At 53.2% G+C, this 20,237-nt stretch carries 21 protein-coding genes; 19 read left to right on the top strand and 2 right to left on the bottom strand.

The features are described 5' to 3' along the window. Positions 1-2: 2 nt before the first annotated feature. From pilO2 to J1G33_RS00395, 19 genes are all read left to right on the top strand, one after another. Positions 3-1,334 (top strand): type 4b pilus protein PilO2, encoded by a 1,332-nt coding sequence (gene pilO2, locus J1G33_RS00485; RefSeq protein WP_223017554.1) that lies wholly within the window; start codon positions 3-5, stop codon positions 1,332-1,334. Continuing rightward, positions 1,324-1,896: a type IV pilus biogenesis protein PilP gene (gene pilP, locus J1G33_RS00480; RefSeq protein ID WP_223017553.1), complete on the top strand. Its 573-nt coding sequence runs from the start codon at positions 1,324-1,326 to the stop codon at positions 1,894-1,896. The genes pilO2 and pilP overlap by 11 nt, the downstream gene beginning before the upstream one ends. 12 nt (positions 1,897-1,908) lie before the next feature. Next, positions 1,909-3,468: an ATPase, T2SS/T4P/T4SS family gene (locus J1G33_RS00475; RefSeq protein WP_223017552.1), complete on the top strand. Its 1,560-nt coding sequence runs from the start codon at positions 1,909-1,911 to the stop codon at positions 3,466-3,468. Further along, positions 3,458-4,597, top strand: coding sequence for a type II secretion system F family protein (locus J1G33_RS00470; protein WP_223017551.1), 1,140 nt, complete (start codon positions 3,458-3,460; stop codon positions 4,595-4,597). The genes J1G33_RS00475 and J1G33_RS00470 overlap by 11 nt, the downstream gene beginning before the upstream one ends. Before the next feature lie 25 nt (positions 4,598-4,622). Beyond that, complete coding sequence (locus J1G33_RS00465; RefSeq protein ID WP_173667485.1) at positions 4,623-5,138, top strand: type 4 pilus major pilin; 516 nt, start codon at positions 4,623-4,625, stop codon at positions 5,136-5,138. Positions 5,139-5,148: 10 nt separating this feature from the next. Continuing rightward, positions 5,149-6,090 (top strand): ATPase, T2SS/T4P/T4SS family, encoded by a 942-nt coding sequence (locus J1G33_RS00460; RefSeq protein WP_223017550.1) that lies wholly within the window; start codon positions 5,149-5,151, stop codon positions 6,088-6,090. Continuing rightward, the gene (gene pilV / locus J1G33_RS00455; protein ID WP_223017549.1) at positions 6,080-7,396 is read left to right on the top strand and encodes a shufflon system plasmid conjugative transfer pilus tip adhesin PilV; all 1,317 of its coding nucleotides are present in this window, start codon (positions 6,080-6,082) and stop codon (positions 7,394-7,396) included. Before J1G33_RS00460 ends, pilV begins: the two co-directional genes overlap by 11 nt. Next, positions 7,329-7,766 carry a hypothetical protein gene (locus J1G33_RS00450; RefSeq protein WP_223017548.1) on the top strand — a complete coding sequence of 146 codons (438 nt, stop codon included), beginning with the start codon at positions 7,329-7,331 and terminating at the stop codon, positions 7,764-7,766. Before pilV ends, J1G33_RS00450 begins: the two co-directional genes overlap by 68 nt. A gap of 57 nt (positions 7,767-7,823) precedes the next feature. After that, a complete protein-coding gene (gene pilM / locus J1G33_RS00445) occupies positions 7,824-8,264 on the top strand; it encodes a type IV pilus biogenesis protein PilM (protein ID WP_198715396.1) in 441 nt (146 codons plus the stop codon). A 931-nt stretch (positions 8,265-9,195) separates the two neighbouring features. Beyond that, a complete protein-coding gene (locus tag J1G33_RS00440; RefSeq protein ID WP_223017547.1) occupies positions 9,196-9,495 on the top strand; it encodes a hypothetical protein in 300 nt (99 codons plus the stop codon). Between the two features lie 304 nt (positions 9,496-9,799). After that, positions 9,800-10,051 carry a hypothetical protein gene (locus J1G33_RS00435; protein WP_065935667.1) on the top strand — a complete coding sequence of 84 codons (252 nt, stop codon included), beginning with the start codon at positions 9,800-9,802 and terminating at the stop codon, positions 10,049-10,051. Positions 10,052-10,147: 96 nt separating this feature from the next. After that, complete coding sequence (locus J1G33_RS00430; RefSeq protein ID WP_223017546.1) at positions 10,148-10,651, top strand: STY4534 family ICE replication protein; 504 nt, start codon at positions 10,148-10,150, stop codon at positions 10,649-10,651. A 96-nt stretch (positions 10,652-10,747) separates the two neighbouring features. Beyond that, positions 10,748-11,065, top strand: coding sequence for a hypothetical protein (locus J1G33_RS00425; RefSeq protein ID WP_223017545.1), 318 nt, complete (start codon positions 10,748-10,750; stop codon positions 11,063-11,065). Between the two features lie 109 nt (positions 11,066-11,174). Further along, positions 11,175-11,510, top strand: coding sequence for a hypothetical protein (locus tag J1G33_RS00420; protein WP_223017544.1), 336 nt, complete (start codon positions 11,175-11,177; stop codon positions 11,508-11,510). Positions 11,511-11,587: 77 nt separating this feature from the next. Then, positions 11,588-12,193, top strand: a complete 606-nt coding sequence (locus J1G33_RS00415; RefSeq protein WP_223017543.1) for a DUF3275 family protein — start codon at positions 11,588-11,590, stop codon at positions 12,191-12,193. An 84-nt stretch (positions 12,194-12,277) separates the two neighbouring features. Next, a complete protein-coding gene (locus J1G33_RS00410) occupies positions 12,278-12,559 on the top strand; it encodes a hypothetical protein (protein ID WP_223017542.1) in 282 nt (93 codons plus the stop codon). Positions 12,560-12,631: 72 nt separating this feature from the next. Beyond that, the gene (locus J1G33_RS00405; protein ID WP_223017541.1) at positions 12,632-13,231 is read left to right on the top strand and encodes a hypothetical protein; all 600 of its coding nucleotides are present in this window, start codon (positions 12,632-12,634) and stop codon (positions 13,229-13,231) included. Between the two features lie 22 nt (positions 13,232-13,253). Beyond that, positions 13,254-14,711, top strand: a complete 1,458-nt coding sequence (locus J1G33_RS00400; RefSeq protein WP_223017540.1) for a DUF6094 domain-containing protein — start codon at positions 13,254-13,256, stop codon at positions 14,709-14,711. Positions 14,712-14,815: 104 nt separating this feature from the next. Then, complete coding sequence (locus J1G33_RS00395; protein ID WP_223017539.1) at positions 14,816-17,056, top strand: DEAD/DEAH box helicase; 2,241 nt, start codon at positions 14,816-14,818, stop codon at positions 17,054-17,056. A 720-nt stretch (positions 17,057-17,776) separates the two neighbouring features. Here the strand turns inward: J1G33_RS00395 and J1G33_RS00385 are convergent. Beyond that, entirely contained in the window at positions 17,777-18,472 is a 696-nt protein-coding gene (locus J1G33_RS00385) for a methyltransferase domain-containing protein (protein WP_223017538.1), read from the bottom strand. Positions 18,473-19,435: 963 nt separating this feature from the next. Continuing rightward, positions 19,436-20,182, bottom strand: coding sequence for an aquaporin Z (gene aqpZ, locus J1G33_RS00380; protein WP_223017694.1), 747 nt, complete (start codon positions 20,180-20,182; stop codon positions 19,436-19,438). Between the last annotated feature and the right edge of the window lie 55 nt (positions 20,183-20,237).

Here is a 20,237-nt window from a genome sequence, read left to right as displayed (position 1 = left end):
CCATGGTTGCGAAAACCTCAAAAAATGCACGCTCTACTCGGGTCCAGGTACTCCAGTATCGAGGGAAATCATTTGTCACCGGTCTGCGCTGGCATCCGCTGGGCAGTGTCACCGGTCACATGAAGGAAGCGCGCCAGTACGGTCGTGAGCACCACCTCGACATAGTCGCCATTAGAAGAACACCAGCCATTATCCAGGCGGGTTTCGTAGCGCGTAGTGAAGAGGTCACTAAAGGGATGTACTCGCTCGCGGCCACCCTGGCTGGACAGCTGGGGGACTCATGGATCGCGGCCTGGAAAACTGAAAGCGAGATTGACCAATATGCCCTCGTTGCTGTGTATCAAGGTGGCGTGATCTCTGGCTGCGACATGATCGGCACAGGTGCTGAGGTCCGCCGCCGAGTCGCGCAACAACGCAGTCGTGGCATCAACTTCGACAACGAGTACCTGCCCCCAGAGTTCGAAATGGGCGGTCAACCACTGGACTTGGAAGAGCTACTTCAGCCGTCGCATCTAAAACGCGAGTACCGGCTACGGCCACTCGTCTTTGGGCTATCCAAACCAGAACTTGTGCAGCTAGCGGTTCTCGGCGTGTTGATCACTGCCGGCATCATCGGGTGGGCTCAATGGCAGAGCCATCAGGACCAAATAGCCAAAGAGGCGGCGTTCCAGGCTGAACAGCAACGCCTGGCAGAGTTGGCCAGACTGCAAAAAGAATCCGGTATGGAACAGACGCCCCAAGCGCTTGAACACCCTTGGGCCAAACGTCCATCTGTTGCAGATTTCATGGAGGGTTGCAGCAACGTCATTTATCAGTTGCCTCTGTCCATTCAGGGATGGCAGTTCACCAGTGCGGTCTGCGACGGCGCACAGGTCTTGTCCTCTTATAAGCGCTCGGGCAATAGCACGGCCGACAAACTGATACAGGCGACTCAGGGTCACTTTTCTGATCGGCCGGCCTTCTTTGACGAAGGCAACTCGGCCACGTTGAAATTCGACATCTCGCTACCCGCAGCTGGTGATGAGCCTCTTAATGAAGCCATCGTGATGTTGGCGAATCTCTCCTCTTGGCTGCATAGCTTCAATCAATCCCCAGTGCTGAAAGAAGTACCGGTGGTTGTGCCCGTTCAACCAGCCATTCCCGGTCAGCCTGCTCCGCCGCCGCCGCCACCACCTCAATGGAAGCAATTCGAGCTGAGCTATGCCACTGGCATTACCCCGCTGGACTCATTGTCTGGCGCACCCAGTCAAGGCTTACGGCTGCGTGAAATCACAACCAAATATGAGACCGGCCACCTTGTCTGGTCAGTAATAGGTGACCTTTATGCGAAATAAAGCGCTGTTCTTTTTGTGCTCCATCCTTGCGTTAGGGGCACCATCGAGCTGGGCGGATGAGAACACCCTATCTGGGGTGAACGTCGGCGAGTTGGCCCAGATTCAAAGCCAGACGATCTTGTTGAATGCCAAAGCCGAGAAGGCCAAGGCCGAAAGATCGATCAAGGGCGAAGAACAAAGTGCGACGGCGCAGCCGTCAACTGTGTTTTTTTCTCAAGGAAACCTCACACAGCCGGCTGCAGCCTCGGCCCACAGCAGTGATACACAGTCTGAATTGCCTGTCGTGAAGGCGGTATTCGGCTCAGCAAAACGGCTCCGTGCAACCCTGCTCTACAGCAGTGGATTTGAAGTAGACGCAGATGCCTCATCTCGGGAGTTACCCGGTGGCTACCGCGTGGCCATCCTATCCGTCGAAAACGTGACCCTCGAGCGTGGTGGTAAGCGCTACCCCCTCGGCTTTTCCAGTACACCCCCGGCCAGCTTGAGCAACGTCAACAATCCCGCCCCCAGCATTACCCCATCAGCACCAATGCCGCCTGGGCTGATCCCTGGCCAACGTTGATTGAGAAGTTCGATGACGATCCTGACTGAAAAACCAGATGTCATAGAGCCTGACAGTGATGAGTCTGCTGCAGTCCTACTGACGTCGCACCAAACATTGCTGACGGCCCCTGGTGGACCGTTTGAGCTGAAACCCGAGCTGCGTCAACTATGTGCGCTGACCAGCGATGGGATTTTGTATGTGTCAGCCCAACACCAAACGGATGCCTATGTCATGGCATTCGAGGACCAGCTGGAACACGAGAATCACCACTTTGAGGTCGAGGTCTGCTCGATGAGCACGATCAAGGCACTCTACCGCGCCAATGATGATGCAAATGGTAAAGCGCTATCGGCGACCGAGACGAAGCGCCAGGCCCAGGTGGTGCAGCTTTTAGGAGAAGCCCACCGGCGCAATGCGAGCGACGTCCACTTTGTCGTAGGTCACGATATCACCCGAATCTTCTTTCGCATCCACGGGCTCTTGTGGGAGGCGGAGCAGCATCAGAGTCAGGTGGGCATGGAGCTCTGCTCGTCCCTCTACAACAGCATGTGCGATGTCGCGAAAGACCACTACCGGCCGCAGGTGAGCCAGGACGCTAGGGTGAAACGCGCCTATGTCGACCAGCTCGGTTTGTTCGGTGCACGAGTCGCCACTCGGCCGCTCGTAGATGGCCCACTAATGGTTTTGCGTCTGCTGTATGACGACAAAACCAAAATGACGCTGAGTGATCTCGGTTTTCTGACGCAGCAAATTGATGCATTCAGCCGCATCCGCAGTCTGCCTTATGGGGTGAACCTGATCACTGGACCCACCGGTTCCGGGAAATCGAAGTCGCTGCAGGTAAACCTGAACCTCTTGCATGAAGAGTGCGGTGGAACAAAACACATTCTGACGATGGAAGATCCACCTGAATATCCACTCCTCGCCAATCAGTCACCGCTGGGCGCCGGTGAAACCTGGAATGACGGGATCACCAACTCCATGCGGCTCGACCCTGACATTCTCATGTATGGGGAGATCCGAGACCTTGCATCAGCACAAGCAGCTTTGCGCGGCGGTATGACTGGTCACCTGGTGCTGACGACACTGCACACGAACAACGCTGTAGCAGCTCTTCAACGACTGATCGACATGGGTGTAGACCGACACCTGGTCACTGATCCTGCATTGATGACAAGCGTGGTCAACCAATCCCTCTTGCCCGTGCTGTGTTCCCACTGCCGCGTACCCGCACGCGAGCACCTCGGGGAGCTCAACAGTGCGCTGGTGCAGCGCTTGAGCAATCTGGAAGCGATTGATGAGACCTACCTCAAAGGACCTGGATGCCCGCACTGCAAAGGCTTGGGCATCACTGGCCGCACGGTGGTGGCGGAAACTTTGCTCACCGACCTTGAGTTCATGCGCGTTTTCAATGGGCAGGGTGCAAGTGCGGCACGTCGCCACTGGGTCAAGGAAATGGGCGGTATTACCAAGACCGCACACACGATCATCAAACTGAAACAAGGCTTAGTAGACCCCCGCCACGCCGAAATGACGGTGGGGCCTTTGGACTTTGACAAGCAAATCCTGGAGCTCGCTCATGCTGAGTGACTTCAGAGCGATGCTGAATCGTTGGGCAGAGACCTTCTATGCCAAGCAGTTTGGCAAAAACGAGAGAATCCAGTTCTACGAGAGCCTCATGGGCATCCTTGAGGACGGTGTGTCGCTTGAGGACGCGCTGCATACGGTGGCAAGAGCGTTCAGCGATAACGGGCAGAAGTTGCATCCGGTATCCCTTGCATGCAGGGATATCGCGCAATCGGTGAAAGGCGGGAAATCCCTGAGCATTTCCTGCGAAGGCTGGGTTCCCTATGACGAGAACTCTCTGATCGCTTCCGGGGAAGACACGGGCAACCTGGTGCAGGCATTTCGGGACTGCGTGAGGATCATCGAAGTACGTCAGCGGATCAGCAAACTCGTAGCGTCCGCTACCGTTTTCCCCTCCGTGGTGTGGAGCGTCATGGCGGCGTTGCTGTATGTGATTGCAGTGTGGATGGTGCCCTCCATGACACGACGCTCCAACCCCGAGGCGTGGACCGCCGTGCCGGCCTTCCTCTACGCCCTATCGAATTTCGTGACCCACTACGGACTTGTGACGCTGATAGCTGTGATTGTCTTCATCCTCATATCGATAGTGACTCTCCCCGTGTTTTGCGGACTTCAGATCACGGCCGCCAGCCCGTCGTGGAAGCTGCAGTTGAACAAGCTGCTCCAGATCCTGCGAGTGCGAGCAGAGAGGCTCCCGCCTTGGTCAGTCTACAAGGCACTCCACGGTTCGATATTTCTGCTCAACATGGCTGTGATGCTGCGCTCCGGCATCAACCAACTCGATGCGTTGACCTCTCTTCAACGCAATGCCTCTCCATGGTTGAAAGAGCGCCTGAGCGCCATTCATTACGGAGTGAGCGCCGGCAAAAACTTCGGTACCGCATTGAAGCTTGCGGGTCATCAATTCCCAGACCCCATGGCGATGCATTTTCTGGAAGTGCTCGCCACCCGCAAAGGCTTCGCTGAGTCGATGGAACGGTTTTCCAACCGGTGGCTGGAGCAAACGCTTCAGCGCGTCGAAGCGATCGCCAAATCTCTTATCGGCATGTCCTCCATGGCCATGGGGGTCATGATGATTCTGGTAGTGATCGGGATCTTCCAGTTGGCCGGCAATGTGACTGCAACGCTTTAAATCAAACCTAAATGAGGTACTGGAAATGCCAACAAACACTCCAAACAACCAACGTGGATTTCTCTCCCTGGACGGGATGTTCTGGTTGATGCTGATCGCGGTAGCACTCGGTTTCATCGTGTTCATGGGCTACAGAACGTTCGGCAGCTCGGACGTCACTATTGAACAGAGCAATCTCGGCACGTTGCTCAGCAATACCAAACGACTGAAAAGCACCACGGGTTACGCCACGGCAGGCACCAACTTGGCGCCTTCTTTGATCAACCTCGAGGCAACTGGCGGCATGAGCATCAACGGTAATGCCCTGTCCAACCGCTGGAACGGCGCAGTGACCGTTATGAGCAACGGCATGACCTTCACCATCACAGAATCCAACCTTCCGAAAAATGCCTGCATCACCCTTGCCTCAAACATGGCCAAGGACAAACAGACAACGACAGCGATCAACGGCGGCACTGCAATTGCCGGCGAAATCACTGCAGTGGCAGCTGCGACCAGCTGCTCCTCGGACGCCAATACCATCGCTTGGACTTCGTACTAAGGAATTCAGTGTGAGCGTGATCTCTGATGCTGAATTCGTTGACCTGTACCTCGGCGATGGATTTGCCGACGCCAAAGGTCTCCCTGGACAGGCACGAAGGGTTGAAGCGCCCGCCGAGTGGCGGGCGGACCTTGAGCGCTTAAGGGCGCAGTGCGAGGAAAAGTACAAGGCAACCCAGGATCCAGAGTTCGCCCTAATTGAAGATGGCGTCGTCCTTCGTGTAACCCAGTTGCTGGATTTGAATGGCAAGCCTGTGTTTGTAGTAAGCAAATCCTCAGTCCAGATCCGTCCATTGGACATGCTGGGTCTGCCTGATTACCTGCAGGACGCGCTGATGAGCGACACAGTTCGCGGCCTTATATTCATTTGTGGGGAAATGGGCACAGGGAAAACCTCCAGTGCTGCATCACTGGTGAAGGCCCGCCTTGAGACCTGGGGAGGCATTTGTGTGGCTGTCGAGGATCCTCCAGAACCGTTTTTGAATGGTCGGCATGGTAGTGGGCGCTGCATTCAAGTTCCGGTCTCTCGCCGGATGGGGGGATACGAGGAAGCGTTGATTCTAGCGCTGCGCACAAGAGCCGATTTCCTGTTCGTGGGAGAAATTCGCGACAGCTCGACAGCAGCACAAGTAATTCAAGCCTCGATCAATGGCCATCTCATCATCAGCACAGGCCATGCAGGCAGCGTTACTCAAGGCATTGAACGTATATCAGCCCTGGCTCAGCCGTTACTCAAAAACGCCCGAGAGCTGCTCTCCAAGGGGTTGGTGGCCGTTCTTCACCAGTCCTTATCAAGCGGCAACGAAGGCAGTCGTCGATTAACCCTGCAGAGCCTGCTTTTCACGGGCGATGACGGACGGGGCATCCGAGAGAAAGTCCATGCAGGAAAGATCACGATGCTCGATCACGACATCGCTCATCAATCATCAAGGAGTCTCTGGAATGACCAGTAGGAACAAGCAGCGGGGCTTCTTGAGCTTGGACATGGCGATCGGATTGGCGGTTTTCTCCGTTGTCGTCACTTTGGCGATCGCATGGCAAATCAAGCAGATGGACTCTCAGGACTATCGAATTGCTGCTGATCAACAGAGAACCGTTTCAGAGGCATTGGCCAAATATCTGAAGGATAACTACAGCGTGGTACTGGCCAACGCGGCAGCAACCGTACCGGTGCAAATAACCGTTCCGATGCTCGTCAACACCAACTACCTTCCTGCAGGTTTTAGCGCCACTAACGCTTTTGGGCAGACCATTCTCGGCCTCGCGCGGAAACCCAACCCCAATCAACTGGAAGTGATTGTGGTTACTACTGGTGGGCAGACTATTCCAGAAATGGGTATCCGAACCATCGCTGAAAATCTCGGAGGGCCTGGTGGCTTCATCTCTTCAGCCAACCCGAACATCGTCCAGGGCGTGCGGGGTGGATGGCAAGTTGCACTAAGTAACTATGCTATAGCTCCTGGCCCAGGACATACAGCTAGCGCACTTTTCCTTATGGATGGTGCGTTGGCTAATGACTATCTGTATCGAAACGCAGTGCCAAACCATCCAGAATTCAACACGATGAATACTGATATCACGATGGGTAACCACAATATTAACAACGCAGGAAATATCACAGCATCGGGCAACATAACAGCTAACGCTGACATTACAGCTCGAAACGTCAGCGCCACAGCCAATGTAAATGCCGCTACTGCAACCATTACCGGTGATACCAGCACAGGTGGTTGGTTCAGAACACGTGGTGACACAGGCTGGTACAGCGAAAAATGGGGAGGCGGAATTTATCAAAATAGCCCCAACTGGGTCCAAGTTTATAACAACAAAAACTTTTCAACCGGTGGTGAACTATGGGGTGGAAAGATAACCTCGACTGGCAAGATAACGGCCTATGATCGCATTCAGACAAATGAATATTTGTCCCTGGGAGGCTTAGCTAACGAGGGGCAACAATGCAGTGACCGAACCCTTCTTGCAAAAAGCGCCGTGGGAATAACGTTGTCCTGCGAACAAGGCATATGGAAAAGACCAGGTGGATGGGAATTCCAGCTGATCCAAGGCACCTGCCAGGCGCCTGCCAGAGGAAGTGTGACCTGCTCCCTCGGCGACACTACATGGAAGTCATGCTCTTTAACTGGCGCTTTTGGCATCGGAGATAGCGAGACTGGGTACATCTTCAGAAATGCAAGTGGATGGTTTCTCTCCACATCTCGACTTTCCTGGCCAGGTCTTTTCTATTGGAGCTGCTTCAAATAAAGCATCCATTTATAAAATTTCAAAAACGTTTTATTGTTTATTTATGGGGATTATGGCAGTGCAGACGCTTGAAAATAACGTTGAGTATAGCGCTGGAGAATTACAGACCTGGCTAAGCACCCGAAGCAGGATATGCTCAACTGTGTTATGGCGTCGCGCATTAGAAGGAAAAGAGGCATTCGAGGTCGGCGAGTTCACTTACAAGTTACACCAAACGGCCTCTGGTCGTTATTTAGTGAAAAAGATCGCCACTATGGAATTAATCAATCCACAACGCAAACCAATGAGCATCAAGGGAGCCGCAAAGTGGACTGTCATTGCGCTTGGCCTAGTAGGAATTTGCTTAACATTGATTATCCTCACGAAATAGTTTTGTTATTGACGCGTAGGTGGTAACAACCACCGTTCTGTGGATGGAGCTCATATCATGACAATGCAATGGCTCGTTTTGATGATTGTGCTCATTGCCTCCAGCATTTTCATGGAGAACCAACATCAGGACCAACGTATATCCGACTACGCTACCCTCGACTCGCTGGGTCGCGGCTTTCTGGTGTACCGATCTGCCGCTACCGAATATGCCCAGGCCAACCCGGGCTTCAGCGGGGTACCGAGCGATTCTGCGCTCAACCTACCTGGGTGGTTTGTGAAACCTGTGGGCGTAGGTTCTTACATCTCATCAGGAACGGCCTATACTTATTTTGATGGGGTTGCACCGTCAGGCTTGCCTTCTGTGCTGGTAGACCTGACAAAGACAACTACCGTTGGTTTAAAGCGTTCAGGAATGCTGATTTCACAGATAACTGGGGCAACCGGTATTGCAATTCCGTCCCCCGTTCCCGAGGGTGCGGTCGTCGCCGTCAATTAGTCTCAGTCGATCGACTTTGAAAAGCGCCGGGTTGCATAAGCTCCGGCCTATCAACATAATGATCACAACAACGTTTCCACCCCGTTGGCTACTGGCGGTCATCAGTAGCGCCCGGTGATGCGGCTTGCCTCATCACCAACCCAAAAGCACGCATAGCTCCGGGAAGGGCGTGCGGACCTGGTTCAGAGCTCTCCCTGTGTCTCCCTGTTCAAGCCAGACACGCAGCCGTCTAACTCGTGAATTGCGAGTTCAAAGGCACATAGGGCTCTGTTGAGGTTCGAAGCACCGTAGTCTAAGGGCCACACTGGTGTTGTGGCCCACACTTTTTAAAGCTCATACAATAGGTAGCCTGATCATCTTGCAAGGGATGATCAGGCTACCTATTGGTAGCTGCTTTTCCTTGCCGGTGGCCCGCCGGCGAAACGCAGGGCTCCCTTTGTGCGCGGATGCGTGCCTTATGCTAGCTGGCCTCAGCCACGATAATCGGCCAGGTGTTGGAAGTAAGACGTTCAGATCACAGCCCAGGGATCAATAACGCCTTCATCCCGCACAGGTGGTATTTTTTTCTTAAAGACGCTTCTTACTACATCCGAGAGTGACTGTTGACCCAGCTACTCTCGGTAGCTTCTCCTGTCGACCTGAACCTGCTTTGCCCTCCCCGAAATATCCCTCCCCGCTTGACACATCACCATCCCCCCTTCGATGATATGGACGTGCTTTGCTGACGTCGTCAGCATCATGCCCAGGCAGTTAGGATCTTGAAGACTGCGATACGATGTTCGTGTCAGATCCGCCCAAGACCGCTGAGCTTCTGGTAGCGCGGTCGGTCGACAATCGTCGATGGAAGCACCTTATGCAACTCACCTCGCGGGGAATCACTTCCCCAACAGGGTCAGTGGGTTCTCCGCATTCATCCTGCAGGAGAATCACCATGTCCAAACTTGCTTATGGCTTCGGCTTCGCGCTTGGCGCCATCACGCGACAATTTCTGCGTGCGGTAAAGAAAACCAGCGCTGCGCCCACAGCTATCCATACCAAAGCAGCTCCGTTGCTTCCACCGCCCTGCGTACCTGAGCGTCTCGTACGTGAGATGGATCATTTACCGGCAATAACTCGTAAAGGTGTCGACCTGAACCTTTGGTACGCGGCGAACACTCGAGTGGTCCAAAAGCCTGCTCGTAAATCGCGTAAGAAGCCGGCTGCTCCCTCGTTGGTGCCAGCAACTTGCTAAGTCTGCGCCCTTCGCCTCTGTAGGGAGCCTTCCCAACGGGAAGGTTTCCTCGGAGTTTTCCCGGTAGGGGCTTGACAAGCGACAATCGTATTTCCATGATCTGCACATGTATCGCTGACGTCGTCAGCAACATGCCCAAGTAGTCTGGATCCGCAAGACTACGATGCGGTTTTCCGCATTGATCCACTCCCAAGATCGCCATAGCTTCCGGTAGCGCGATCAGTCGACTTAGTCGATGGAAGCACCTTTCCCACCCATGACGGGCCTATGCCGTCAGGGCAGGCCTCTCACTTTTGGAGGTCTGATGAAAACTGAACTGGCTCTCTACCAGGCGTTGATTTCGATTAACGTCCCGGAACAGAAGGCAAATGCTGTTATTGAAGCTTTGGAGACCGACATGCTTTCACGTTTGGCTACCAAGGCAGATTTAACTGCTCTTGCTGCAGAGTTCAAATCTGAAATTTCTCAGCTTGAAGTCAAGCTCACCATTCGCATGGGCGTCATGTTGTCTGCAGCTGTCGGTGTAATGATCACTGCAATGAAGCTGATGCATTAAACAACCTTAAGCTCCACCCACCCTCGCGGGGAATACTTTCCCCCCTAGGGCGAAGTGTTTCTCCGCTTTCTGTTATTTCGAAACTGGAGAATCACCATGAGCACTAATCAATCCAACGAAGCAAAATTCTTCGACCTTCACACCACTGGTATCGGTTATCTCAACCGTATCCGTGAAGTGAAACCTCGCGGCAAAGGTAAGCCATTCATGGCAGTTACCGTTGCGGCACTGCGCGGGTCGATGGATGATGCCGAGTATTCCTATATCGACTGCAACGTGGTCGGCGCTGAAGCTGAAAAGCTGATTCGTCGCAGCCAAGCAGCCGTTGAAGCCGGAAAGAAGGTCCTTGTGAGCTTCCGCATCGGTGATATCTGGACCGACGCATTTACCTACGAAAAAGGCGATAAAAAAGGTCAACCTGGAGCAAGCCTCAAGGGACGCCTGTTGTTTATCGGCTGGATCAAGGTGGATGGGGTAACTGTCTATGAAGCCAAACCGAAAGACTCTGCCGAGCCCCTTCCTGCCGAGGATGGTGCTGCTGGAGATGATTCGGATGACGCCCATGGACAACCAGAACCTGAACTACGTCAATCTGCATGATTGAAATCATGGCGCCCCCTGGGCGCCTTTCAATATTCGTACCGAAGGGAACGCCTCCCTTCGGGATTGGTGATTTCCGAACCCTGGAGATAAACCATGATGATGAATCCTCAACGACTGCCGCTGCTGACCGAAATTGGTCTTTTAGCTGCTCAAGCTAGTGTTTACAGCGAGCTGGATAAACTACTTCCGAGCAACCCGGCGCTCGATCCCGATGACGACCCGCGCTACACCCTTACTTCTGACCTTTGGTTAGAGGTCCTGGATGGCGTTATCTCATTGGCAAAGATGGACCATCGAGATGAATTCACTCCCAAAAACAGCCCACTGTTATCGGAGTACGGACTTCTCAAGAAATATCGAAGAGTACGCTGGGAATTGGAAGATGAGCTTAACCACCCCGAGTATTACTAAATCGCCAAGTAGCGATAGCTGACTCTCACGCTGATTCTGCAACAGCATAACCACCCAACGGGAAACCATCTCCCGAACGGGCCAGGTGGTCTCTCACCTGGAGATAAACATGAAAACCACCACTAACCTCGTGTCGTCCGATCTGCTCAAGCTCCCGGTCGTTTTAACACCACGAGCCTGGCAGGAAGCGGTGCATATTGAAAACCCAAAGGATGCAAGTGTTGTCAGTGAGCGACTGGGCGATGTTGTCCTGGAGGCCTACCGAGAACTGCATTTGCAACCTGACAGCACACAGATCCATTTCGGCCTCTATCGTTTATTGCCTGCCGGCAATAGCACTGATCGAGTCTGGCTGGACCTAAAACTTGACCGCATAGAATCACCACCAGGCGTTTTCTATCTGTACATCTCACTTAAGGAAGAAACTCATACTTCTTGCCCGTAATCCTTCGACATTCACAGCACTACCCAAAGCCCGACACCTGTCGGGCTTTTTTCATTCGTAGCAGTGTGGAGTTGCCCATGATCAACATCCCCGGCCAACTGGCCATTCGTACCATCAGTGGCCGCAATGGCGAATTCAACGTCGGACGGCTCTCGACCTCTATCGGTGAGTTCGTGATCAAAGACGCACTCCTTGATCAGTACGATGAAGGAAAATACCGAGGCGACTTTCTGATAACGGAGATCCGTCCTTCGTATTACTCCACAGCAGGTCGCCTGGTCGTTGAGATCCGTGCAAAGCTGGAAAGCATGAGCCTCGACGACGTGGACAATCTGACACCAGAAGACGCCGCCAGGCTCTCGCCAAACGAGCCTGACCCTATGGATGAAGAGTCTTCCTCCAACCTCTCCAAGCCAGTGCAGCGGAATAGTCCGCCCGCAGTACCGACCTCCAATAGACAGGTATCAGAAGAGGATGCCCCGTTTGGGATGACCCCGACCGGCGGAACCAACGACCTCGAGGCAGATGCCGAGTTGTTCGGCACAATCTGGCCTCTGAGCGATACAGTCAGGCTGGACACAACTGTTGATCGCCAGCAACTACGCCAACAGTGCAGTCGGCTCTCTGAGCTCGGCTATGTACACAACTTCAAACTGCAGGTATGGAATATCTCCAATACCTGACGAAGCCCGCGATACGCCAAGCCAATCGGCACAACCCATGAGGGGCTCCCTCCTGGGCGCTCCTCGACTCAGCAGGAGCAGCACATGAATCCAATCTTCAATAACCTGACCCAAGAATTCCTTGAAAACATCGAAGATCAGCTCGCCAATAACGAGGTGTCGACGAATGAGGAGATTTGGGACTTCTTGGTAGATGAGCTCGAAATGACGGCAGAACAAGCCGATGCCGCCGTTGCCCTTCGCCCCAAATACATGGGGCAAATTTTTCTCACTGGGCACAGCCCTCTATTTCAAGACGAAACGGTCTCGTTTGACCCGAACGATAAAACGTTCAAATCGGACAACCTGCTGTTTCCCAAGCAATAACACTTACTGCTAACACCCCCGAGGGGCTCACCGCCCCTCCGGGCGGGTTCCCCCTCCATTATGGAGGCTCCCATGCTCAGCCCTACCCCGCTCTTCCCAATCGAGGAGTGCAATGATCTTTTCGTCGACGCTTGCGCGTGTGACGAACAACGCAACCTGGTGTTCCTCTCTGCATGGGGTCGAGACACGGCGCTGCAGGAGTTCCTGGCCAGGCTGACCCTCGGCACGACAGAAGATGGTTTAAGCCAGTTTCACATCGTTGTAGATGGCCAAAGTCTTCCTGTCTTTCCCAACATCGATCTGTTGGAAAAGCGCACCACGCGACAATTGCGCGGTATGTTATTCGGCAGCTTGATTCACCTCTGGTTGTTTGACCGACGCTGCGTACAGCCGGATCGGGCCAACCACTTCGCCTACGCCCTTCTTGAGAATGGGCAGTCACCTCATCAACGGCTTTGGCCGTTGATACAGGACACCTGTCCATTACCGCTGCTGCCACATTGGCAGGAGCAGGTAATGGGGTTGCTCACCCAACACGACATGCTGCAGCTGTTACCAGGAACGTCCGGCGCTGTCGCGGCATGGCGTTTGTCGTTGCAACTCGACGTCCTCGAACCTGCTTTAGGCGATCTCATTCGCCAAGGGCAACTCTCAACCCACGCTCAGTTTTGAGCCTTGATCCAGGAGCCTCATCATGGCCTTGATGTTCCCACGCTTGGCGCGCAACTTCGCTCGCAATGGCTACTACCCCACTGACGAAACGACGCTGGAACTTACCCTACAAGCGTTGGCACCATCCCCAAGCGGAAAGATGCGGATCTTCGATCCCTGTGCAGGCGAAGGCGTTGCCTTAGCTGAAGCTGCTCATGCACTTGGGCGTGACCGCGTTGAGACCTACGCAGTCGAGTATGACCAGGAGCGTGCCAATCACAGCAAGAAACTGCTGGATCGCGTACTGCACAGCGACTTGATGGACACCATGATCAGCCGCCAGGCCTTCGGCTTACTCTGGCTCAACCCGCCCTACGGTGACCTGGTCGCTGACCATGCAGGTGCATCTCAGTACCAAGGTAACGGCCGTCGGCGTCTGGAGAAGGTGTTCTATCAACGGGCGCTACCACTGCTTCAGAACGGCGGGGTGTTGGTGCTGATTGTTCCGCACTACGTGCTAGACGATGAGCTGTGTGGTTGGCTATGCAATCACTTTACTGAACTGCGAATCTACAAAGCCGCTGATTCAACCTTTAAACAGGTAGTGATCTTCGGTATACGAATCCGCCGGCAGGATCTCGCTCGACCGCAAGACGTCAAATACGTACGCGCACGCCTTCAGGCGATCGGCGCCGGCACATTGAGCACGGAGGCGTTACCAACCAGTTGGCCATGGGAGCCCTACAGGGTTCTCCCGGCATCCAACGAGCTGGAACACTTCTACCGTATCAGCCTTGAACCCGAACAGCTCAGCGAAGAAATCGAAAGGCTTCGTGGCATGTGGCCGGACTTCACACTGCACTTTGGTCAAAGCGGCGCTCAGCCACGACCTCCCGTAAGGGAGCTCTCGCGCTGGCACTTGGCGCTGGCATTGGCTGCCGGTGCGATTTCCGGCGTAGTGAAATCCAAAACCGGCCAAGTATTGGTGCTCAAAGGCGATACCTACAAAGATAAAGTCCGCAAGACCGAGTTCACCGAGGACCAGGACGGCAACGTGTCTGAGGTAAGGATCCTGACTGATCGTTTCGTGCCCATCATTCGGGCATGGGACATGACGCCAGGCTCTGCCAACCAAGGCCGCGTGATCACTATCAGTTCATCGGCGGATACGCCGCATGAACCTGATGAGGCGGTGACACAGCCAACACTGACCCCACCACCACGAGTGACATTTGAACCGGGCCGCTTAGTGCTGACCCAGTCGGTGCACCATATGGTGGAGCATGGACATCTCGATCCAAGCACTTACTTGCGACGGCATTTCTCCGGCGACTGGGGGGAACTGCCCAATGAAGACTGGAGCAGTAACCAACGGGCTCTGACCTCCGGGGATCGATTGTTCTCCTGTTATGACATATGCGCCGGCGATGAGACCCGGCTCTGGATCATCACCGAAGCTGACCGAAGTGCAACAACCGTGTTGCTGCCATCGGACTACTGACCCACCACGCCAACCTGGCCATCCATAAATCAACCCGCAGGGTATTCACAATACCCGTCGGGGTGTCGTGCATGCCCTGTTTCATTCCTTACGGAGAAACAAACATGAACGACCTATCAAACACCGCACGCCCACCTTTGACTATCGGCTTGACCGAATTCATCGACGAATTCGGTGATGAGTTGCTGGATTCGCTCAACCGCTCTAACCCACCGGTTTACGCTGGCAACATCAACGAAATCCGCCAACGGATCATGAACACGCTCAAACGCCAACCGTTCCCGGCGCAAGCCGAGGTTGTCCAGGCCGTAACCGCACTGCTGCTGGACCGCAACGAGCAAGCCGCTGTCATCAACGCCGAAATGGGCACAGGTAAAACCATGATGGCCATTGCTATTGCGGCCGTGATGCACGGCGCTGGCTACCGTCGCACGATGGTGGTTTCACCTCCTCACCTGGTCTATAAATGGCGGCGAGAGATTCTTGAAACCATCCCAGATGCTCGGGTTTGGGTGCTCAACGGCCCCGATACCCTGGTCAAGCTGCTCAAGCTGCGTGATCAACTGGGAGATCCCTACGATGGTCGACAAGAGTTCTTCATCCTAGGGCGCGTGCGCATGCGGATGGGGTTTCACTGGCGTCCCGCGTGTTGGTCACGTCGCTCTGCCGGCGGACACCGCTTTGCAGGCTGCCCAGATTGCGGTCGACTTCTGGAGGATCTAGAAAGCAACCGGATCACTGTCGAAGAATTTCACCGAGAGGAACGCCGTCAAAGCTGCCCTCACTGTCATGGCCAACTCTGGACGCTGATGCGTCCAGGCAAGGCTGAAAACGGAACGCGTCGGGCAACCATACTGAAGTCGATGTGCCGAATTCCGACCATCGGCCCAATACGAGCAGACAAATTGCTGAATGACTTCGGGGAGGATTTTCTCGCCTCGATGCTGATCGATAACGTCAGCGAATTCATCAACCTGATGGACGTCAAAGGCAACTTCATCTTCAGCGATCGCCGAGCCAAACGCATGGAACGTGCCATGGCCAACATTGAGTTTGGTTTTGGTGAGGGCGGTTACCAACCCACCGAGTTCATTAAGCGCTACCTACCAGACGGATATTTCGACCTGCTGGTGGTGGACGAAGGACATGAATACAAAAACAGTGGCTCGGCCCAGGGTCAGGCCATGGGTGTATTGGCAGCGAAAGCACGTAAAACCGTGCTCCTGACCGGCACCCTCATGGGTGGCTATGCCGATGATCTGTTCTACCTCCTGTTCCGAATACTTACCCGGCGCATGATCGAGGACGGTTACAAGCCAAACGCGCGCGGAAGTATGGCCCCGGCCGCGATGTCATTCATGCGCGACCACGGCGTATTGAAGGACATTTACACCGAGCGGGACAACGTGTCACACAAAACAGCCAAGGGAAAAAAACTCTCGGTGCGGACGGTGAAAGCCCCAGGCTTCGGCCCTAAAGGCATTCACCGCTTTGTGTTGCCGTTCACCGTGTTTCTGAAACTTAAAGATATCGGCGGCAACGTGCTGCCGGCGTACCAAGAGGAATTTGTCGATATCAGCATGTCTACAGAACAAGCGTCGGCCTATCAGCAATTGGCAGAAAAACTGACACAGGAACTTCGCCAGGCATTGGCTCGTCGAGACACTACTTTGCTAGGGGTAGTACTCAACGTGCTGCTGGCTTGGCCTGACTGCTGCTTTAGACCGGAGATCGTTAAGCACCCTCGTAGCAAAGATACCTTGGCGTTCGTCCCCTCGATCTTTGCAGATGAACAAATAATGCCGAAGGAAAAAGCACTGCGCGACCTCTGCCTTACGGAGAAAGCCAAAGGCCGCAAGGTTCTGGCCTATACCGTGTACAGTGGCACTCGTGACACCACCTCTCGCCTGAGACGGCTGCTGGAGCAATCTGATTTAAAAGTAGCGGTCCTGAGGGCGTCAGTGGATACCGCCAGGCGCGAGGATTGGATCCTCGACCAAGTAGACAGAGGTGTCGACGTACTGATCACTAACCCGGAGCTGGTAAAGACCGGGTTGGATTTGCTCGATTTTCCGACCATTGCGTTCCTGCAGACGGGGTACAACGTGTACACCTTGCAACAGGCAGCTCGACGGTCATGGCGGATTGGGCAAAAGCGGCCAGTGCGGGTGTTTTTTTTTGGCTATGCCTGCAGCTCTCAGGTTACTTGCCTGCAGTTGATGGCCAAGAAAATCTCCGTAGCTCAAAGCACGTCGGGAGATGTACCGGAGTCAGGTCTCGATTCCTTGAACCAAGATGGGAACTCAGTGGAAATGGCGCTTGCTCGACAATTGATTGCTGTATGACCTCAAGGCCACCTACGGGTGGCCTTTTAATTTATATTTGTGAGGAACCGCTGATCGCGCTTTAGGCATTATAGCGCTTGCCTAGCGCGTTCACGCCATCAACTTGGAAAACGTTTTTGGCTAGGTCGATACCAAAAGTTTTGTCTTCCATAGCTCATCACTCTTTCACACAGGTGGGTGGTGATACCACTCACTCTGGCACAGCAATTCAATTAGGGGCAGGGGCGCCCATCCCATTGCTTACGAAATGGCATCTTGGATTTAACATTTTTTGGCAAGGCGAGAGCTCTTCATGCATTGAGGGCAATAGTGTTGGTCGTGGACAGATGGTATCGGTGAGTCCACATATGCAAGGTTGTTCCAACCTATCATCCAGAATGTTTCAAGCATGGTACTTAACCAGGAGGCACTGGTGCGCTTGAGCGCTGTCGCGCGCGAACCAAACCTATCGCCTACGCAATTCGTACCTGCCCTGGAGAGGTTGAGACTGAATCGAGGTCTTGATGAGGCAGTGATGACGCCTGTAGTTAATCTTCTTGAGGTTGACCCGGCAGCGAAACTGGTCAGTAACCTTTCCTCTTTAAGCTTTATATCTTATGTAGGGTGGACGTCTCTACTTGAGCGCCTGGCCAAAAAGCTTGACGTTTCGTTCTGGGCTACGGTGGAGTTCACTGAAACGGCACCGCCCAGTGATCTGAACGCAGCATGCGGATGCATAAGTCAGGCGCATTGCGATGGCGCGTCACTCTTGGTAGCTGTTATTACGAAAAATTCCCTGCGCGTGGTAGCCCCCACAAACTTATTACTTATTAAAATATTTTCGTGCACATTAATTTCTAATAGGTCAAAAAACCCAGCCCTAGCGATCATTCGCTTAACCTCTTCTACCCCATGCAAACGTGAACTTTGGTTTTTGTCAGGCGATGATCGCACAAACTCACGTGAAACAAAGGCCATTCCAAATTGGCCTCCATCCTTTAGTGTGCGACGGGCCTCGATTAAGAACACCAGTAGATCAGAGATAAAATCCAGCGTGTTCACGGTCATAACCTTGTCAAAAGTTTGGTCCGCAAACGGAAACTTTCCCCCATTATAGACCGTAAAACGAGTCTTCCCGATTGACACTAATTCCTGATTGAGTTTCACGGAATCATGATGCATCAGCCAAGACAGTTCAAGCCCTTGGTACTTTATTTGCGGAACCGCATCAAAAAATTGAAGCACGTGGGCACCGTTACCTTGACCAACTTCTAGCATCAAATCTCCTGGTAAAACACCCATACATGAAAAGCAGGTATTTGTCATATCAGGATCATTTTGAGGCAAAAAGTGATCATAAGGCCCCTTCGACTGTTTAGGAATCTCAGGCAACTCTTGTGCAAAATGATTTGGGTGACTAGTATCCTTATCTGTCAAAAGTTAATTTCCTTCTTCGGTAGTTTTGGACTGAGCAACAATTGCGCACACATTCTCACTATGGACCGCTGCGTAAAAATGAGCGCACGCCCATAGGTTTCTAGCACTACATGTTAGTAATCCCTAAGGATAAGTAGTTCCTTAAATTTTTTTATCGTAGACGTAAAAATGGGATCCCGCTCAAAGCGACCGGCACTTAAAGGATCGCAGCACGTAACTCGAAATGATCCTTAAGGTAAGGACGTACATTGTCCGTTGAGTATGTAGAAATCGCAATGCTTTCTAAGCGAGACCGTTAACGCTGGCCTGGGAGAATGGCGTTATGCCGCCATTAACAGCATTACACCGGACGAAAAACCACGAAAACCTATCAAATTATCTGGTAGCGCCTAGCAGCTGACATATATGTATGCCTAAAAATCGTTTGAGACACTTCCCCTGGCCTCTAGAAGCACTATAAGGACGTTTAAGAGCATCCAGAATGGTCGAGGGGTGTCGCACTCATCAAGAGCAGGAAATGCACGATATAGTGACCGCGTGCGACCGTCTAATGTGCCACGAGCGATTTGAGGTCCTGGGACATAACCTCCGAGGCGGTTTGGAAGGCATCATCTGTATCGTCGGGCAATGCTTGGCGCACGACCTTCAAGCGCCCTTTCCTCCCCAGATAATATGTGGAATCTGTCGCATCATTGCTAACTGAGGTACAAGATCCTAGGATCGTGAGATGATGTATTATTTCCCCAGCGCTGACAGAGCCCATTTCATAGACCGTTTTTGCTCCGCATAAAACTTTGCGTTTACGTTGCGCGAACCCCTATATTTAAGATCGTAAAGGGTAAAGTAAGGCGGGTAAAGAGCTGTCCGGTCGCAGACCTCTGACGTATAAAGAGTGCTATTTAATAAACACTCCGCAAGAGTAGTGGGTAGTTCCCGATAAAACGATTTGTCCGCGTAAAAACATCAGCTCTCACCCTCCTGATGAAGTCGGTCTTTATTGACTGCAATCCGTTGACTGTCTTCTTTACCTAAATAGCGGTAAATTACGCCACCAATCACTGCCCCTAACAATGGTGCCAGCCAGAACAGCCATAATTGCTGCATCGCCCAGCCACCGACTATTAACGCCGGCCCGGTGCTGCGGGCCGGATTGACTGAAGTATTAGTGACCGGGATCGAGATTAGATGAATCAAGGTCAGCGCCAAGCCTATCGCGATGGGTGCAAGACTAGCGTTGGCGCGTTTACCTGTAGCGCCTAAGATGATAATGATGAACATAGCAGTCATCACGAGCTCAGTGACAAATCCCGCTACTATCGAATAGCCGCCTGGAGAGTGTTCGCCATAGCCATTAGACGCCAGACCGCCCGCCAGTTCAAAGCCAGGTTTGCCACTTGCAATAAAATACAGCAGAGCCGCTGCAATCACTCCTCCCATCACTTGGGCGATGATGTAAGCGGGTAAATCTTTGATCGGGAACCGCCCGCCCACCACCAGTCCGAGCGAAACTGCCGGATTGAGATGGCAACCCGAAATATGACCGATAGCAAAAGCCATGGTCAGCACTGTTAAGCCAAACGCCAGGGAAACCCCAAGAAATCCAATTCCTAATTCTGGAAAGGATGCACCAAGCACCGCGCTACCGCAGCCACCGAACACCAGCCAAAAGGTACCTATCAATTCGGTAGTTGAACGTTTTAATAACGACATGTGTAAATTTCCGAATGAGAAAAAGATGCGCCCCCAACGAAGGATTTTCGCTATA

The organism is Pseudomonas sp. P867, assembly GCF_019891455.1.
Taxonomy (GTDB): Bacteria; Pseudomonadota; Gammaproteobacteria; order Pseudomonadales; family Pseudomonadaceae; genus Aquipseudomonas; species Aquipseudomonas synxantha_A.
Note: the sequence above shows the minus strand (reverse complement) of the source record. Positions and strands in the feature narration are given on the sequence as shown.

What these genes read in the sequence shown, in the direction of transcription:
- pilO2 (WP_223017554.1), top strand. Translation starts at nt 3, where the DNA reads ATGGTTGCGAAAACCTCAAAAAATGCACGCTCTACTCGGGTCCAGGTA.
- pilP (WP_223017553.1), top strand. Translation starts at nt 1,324, where the DNA reads ATGCGAAATAAAGCGCTGTTCTTTTTGTGCTCCATCCTTGCGTTAGGG.
- J1G33_RS00475 (WP_223017552.1), top strand. Translation starts at nt 1,909, where the DNA reads ATGACGATCCTGACTGAAAAACCAGATGTCATAGAGCCTGACAGTGAT.
- J1G33_RS00470 (WP_223017551.1), top strand. Translation starts at nt 3,458, where the DNA reads ATGCTGAGTGACTTCAGAGCGATGCTGAATCGTTGGGCAGAGACCTTC.
- J1G33_RS00465 (WP_173667485.1), top strand. Translation starts at nt 4,623, where the DNA reads ATGCCAACAAACACTCCAAACAACCAACGTGGATTTCTCTCCCTGGAC.
- pilV (WP_223017549.1), top strand. Translation starts at nt 6,080, where the DNA reads ATGACCAGTAGGAACAAGCAGCGGGGCTTCTTGAGCTTGGACATGGCG.
- pilM (WP_198715396.1), top strand. Translation starts at nt 7,824, where the DNA reads ATGACAATGCAATGGCTCGTTTTGATGATTGTGCTCATTGCCTCCAGC.
- J1G33_RS00440 (WP_223017547.1), top strand. Translation starts at nt 9,196, where the DNA reads ATGTCCAAACTTGCTTATGGCTTCGGCTTCGCGCTTGGCGCCATCACG.
- J1G33_RS00435 (WP_065935667.1), top strand. Translation starts at nt 9,800, where the DNA reads ATGAAAACTGAACTGGCTCTCTACCAGGCGTTGATTTCGATTAACGTC.
- J1G33_RS00430 (WP_223017546.1), top strand. Translation starts at nt 10,148, where the DNA reads ATGAGCACTAATCAATCCAACGAAGCAAAATTCTTCGACCTTCACACC.
- J1G33_RS00425 (WP_223017545.1), top strand. Translation starts at nt 10,748, where the DNA reads ATGATGATGAATCCTCAACGACTGCCGCTGCTGACCGAAATTGGTCTT.
- J1G33_RS00420 (WP_223017544.1), top strand. Translation starts at nt 11,175, where the DNA reads ATGAAAACCACCACTAACCTCGTGTCGTCCGATCTGCTCAAGCTCCCG.
- J1G33_RS00415 (WP_223017543.1), top strand. Translation starts at nt 11,588, where the DNA reads ATGATCAACATCCCCGGCCAACTGGCCATTCGTACCATCAGTGGCCGC.
- J1G33_RS00410 (WP_223017542.1), top strand. Translation starts at nt 12,278, where the DNA reads ATGAATCCAATCTTCAATAACCTGACCCAAGAATTCCTTGAAAACATC.
- J1G33_RS00405 (WP_223017541.1), top strand. Translation starts at nt 12,632, where the DNA reads ATGCTCAGCCCTACCCCGCTCTTCCCAATCGAGGAGTGCAATGATCTT.
- J1G33_RS00400 (WP_223017540.1), top strand. Translation starts at nt 13,254, where the DNA reads ATGGCCTTGATGTTCCCACGCTTGGCGCGCAACTTCGCTCGCAATGGC.
- J1G33_RS00395 (WP_223017539.1), top strand. Translation starts at nt 14,816, where the DNA reads ATGAACGACCTATCAAACACCGCACGCCCACCTTTGACTATCGGCTTG.
- aqpZ (WP_223017694.1), bottom strand. Translation starts at nt 20,182, where the DNA reads ATGTCGTTATTAAAACGTTCAACTACCGAATTGATAGGTACCTTTTGG.